The organism is Pseudorhizobium xiangyangii, from assembly GCF_020531965.1.
Lineage (GTDB): Bacteria > Pseudomonadota > Alphaproteobacteria > Rhizobiales > Rhizobiaceae > Neorhizobium > Neorhizobium xiangyangii.
Window position 1 is genome coordinate 1 of the sequence record NZ_JAJAWH010000082.1, and the last position, 2,049, is coordinate 2,049.

Here is a 2,049-nt window from a genome sequence, read left to right on the forward strand (position 1 = left end):
TTCGCCCACCCCACATTTCCTTAGGCTATGAATTGAACCCGGACTTCGAGTAGCCAGCTCTTCCTAGCGGTAGGGACGCCCATTACTGGGCGCCCCCCGCACAGATCCGTACGTGCGGGACTATCGCATACGGCTCTTACCTAGGGTGTTTAACGTTGAATCGCTCGCGTGGCCACGGGTGAAGGATTCGCGGCGTTGGCAGCCAGTCGTTGGCTATTTGCTCCATCCGCCTCCAAGTCATTTTATGCCTCTGGCTGCGCCGCCGAAGCATGCGCATCCAGATCGTTTTGACATGGTGCCGGAAGGCGTGGATCGACCGTGAGTTGGTCGGCACGGCGTAATAGGCGAAATAGCCGACGAGCACTTGGTTCAGCCATTTTCCTTGTTCGGGAATAGGCCGACTTATGTGCCGCCACAGCACCTCTGTGATCTGCCTCAGCTTTGCTATCCGACGATCTTTCCGGCTTTTGCGCTGGATTTGGAAGCTCCCATTTCGGGAGCGTCCACAGATGTGGGTGAAGCCGAGGAAGTCAAAGGTTTCCGGTCGAGGTAATCCGTTCCATTTTCGACGATTGGCCGCACAGCGTCCAAACTCAATGAGGCGGGTTTTCTCCGGGTGGAGTTGTAGCGCGAACTGCCCTAGTCGGGCCCGCATCATGTCCCGGAAGCGCTGGCCGTCAGCTTCGTGTTGGAAACCGACCACGATGTCGTCTGCATAGCGGACGATGATCATGTCGCCAGTGGCTTCGCGCCGTCGCCAGCGGTCTGCCCAGAGATCGAACACGTAGTGCAGATAGATGTTGGCCAGAAGCGGCGAGATTGCTGCTCCTTGCGCGGTTCCTCTCTTACTCGTCTTGATGATCCCGTCTTCCAATGTTCCGGCCCTGAGCCATTTGCGGATCAGGCGGATGACGCGGGGTCGCCGATACGAAGTTCTAGGAAGCGGATCAGCCAATCCTGACTGACATCATCGAAGAACGATTTGATATCGGCGTCCAGTATGTAGCTCACTCGTCGTGTTTCGATTCCGACATGGAGCGCATCCAGCGCATCGTGCTGTCCCCGCTCGGGTCGGAAACCGTAGCTAAATCCGAGGAAATCTTCCTCGTAGATTTGATTCAGCACGGTCGCTGTTGCCCGTTGGACAATCTTGTCCTCCAGGGCAGCGATCGACAGCGGTCGTTGCCGGCCATCCGCCTTCGAGATGTACACCCTTCGGGCGGGTTTTGGCCGGTAGGTTCCCCTTTGCACCTTCTGATGCAGCGATTGAACATTGTGTTCGATCTCCGTCTCATAGGTTTGCCATGTCAGTCCGTCTAAACCGGGAGCGGCATTACGCTTGATTGCGTAGAAAGCTGCTCGCAGCGTTTCCGGTGTGACATGGTGGAGGAGCGCCGTGAACCTTTCCTTCTTCCTGTGCCTTGCGGCGTCGCGTATGCGATCCAGCGCATGTGTCACACTTTCCCGGTTCTGTGCCCGGCATGTGTTTTGCTGATCCGCATTTCCCTTGGTTCCCGCCCTTGGCTCCATCTGCTCCGCCGCTGTTTTTACGCCAGCATTGTTCGCAAACTTCATAGCTACTATGGCGGAATCGGACTCCTCGGGATCGTTCATCATCGGCTACGGCTCCTCGCCTTCCCGATGCGGACCAGCACCATGTCTCGGTTCTGGTCGATCTCCGAGGCCTCCCGGCTCCCGTGTAAAGAGCATCCGTGCATGCCAGGTTCTAGGGACCACGTTGGGTTGGAACAAGCACTCGCGTTATCGCACTTATCCATGTTGCCTTCCGCTAAACCCGAGGGCGTCGGCACCCAAGATATTGAATTTTCGCAGCTCGATGGCTGGCCTGCACGTTCCCCTGTCAACGCTTCGCGCATGATCTCACGATCATACCCGCATGACTCGGAGCCATTGTGGATCGCTACTCCTTCAATGTAATGGGCTTGCACCATTTTACTCTTTACCGGTTTGTGCCGGCGCACCGGGTCTTTTTCATTCTAAGGGTGACGCTAAAGGGTATGAACCACATTGCGCACCTTCGAGTTTGAG

Annotated in this window: 2 protein-coding genes; both read right to left on the reverse strand. The window is 56.6% G+C overall.

Going from position 1 to position 2,049, the window contains the following annotated elements; genetic code table 11:
- Positions 1-136: 136 nt before the first annotated feature.
- Entirely contained in the window at positions 137-874 is a 738-nt protein-coding gene (locus tag LH464_RS24980) for a reverse transcriptase domain-containing protein (protein ID WP_390625053.1), read from the reverse strand.
- A gap of 26 nt (positions 875-900) precedes the next feature.
- Positions 901-1,617: a reverse transcriptase domain-containing protein gene (locus LH464_RS24985; protein ID WP_390625054.1), complete on the reverse strand. Its 717-nt coding sequence runs from the start codon at positions 1,615-1,617 to the stop codon at positions 901-903.
- Between the last annotated feature and the right edge of the window lie 432 nt (positions 1,618-2,049).

What these genes read in the sequence shown, in the direction of transcription:
- LH464_RS24985 (WP_390625054.1), bottom strand. Translation starts at nt 1,617, where the DNA reads ATGATGAACGATCCCGAGGAGTCCGATTCCGCCATAGTAGCTATGAAG.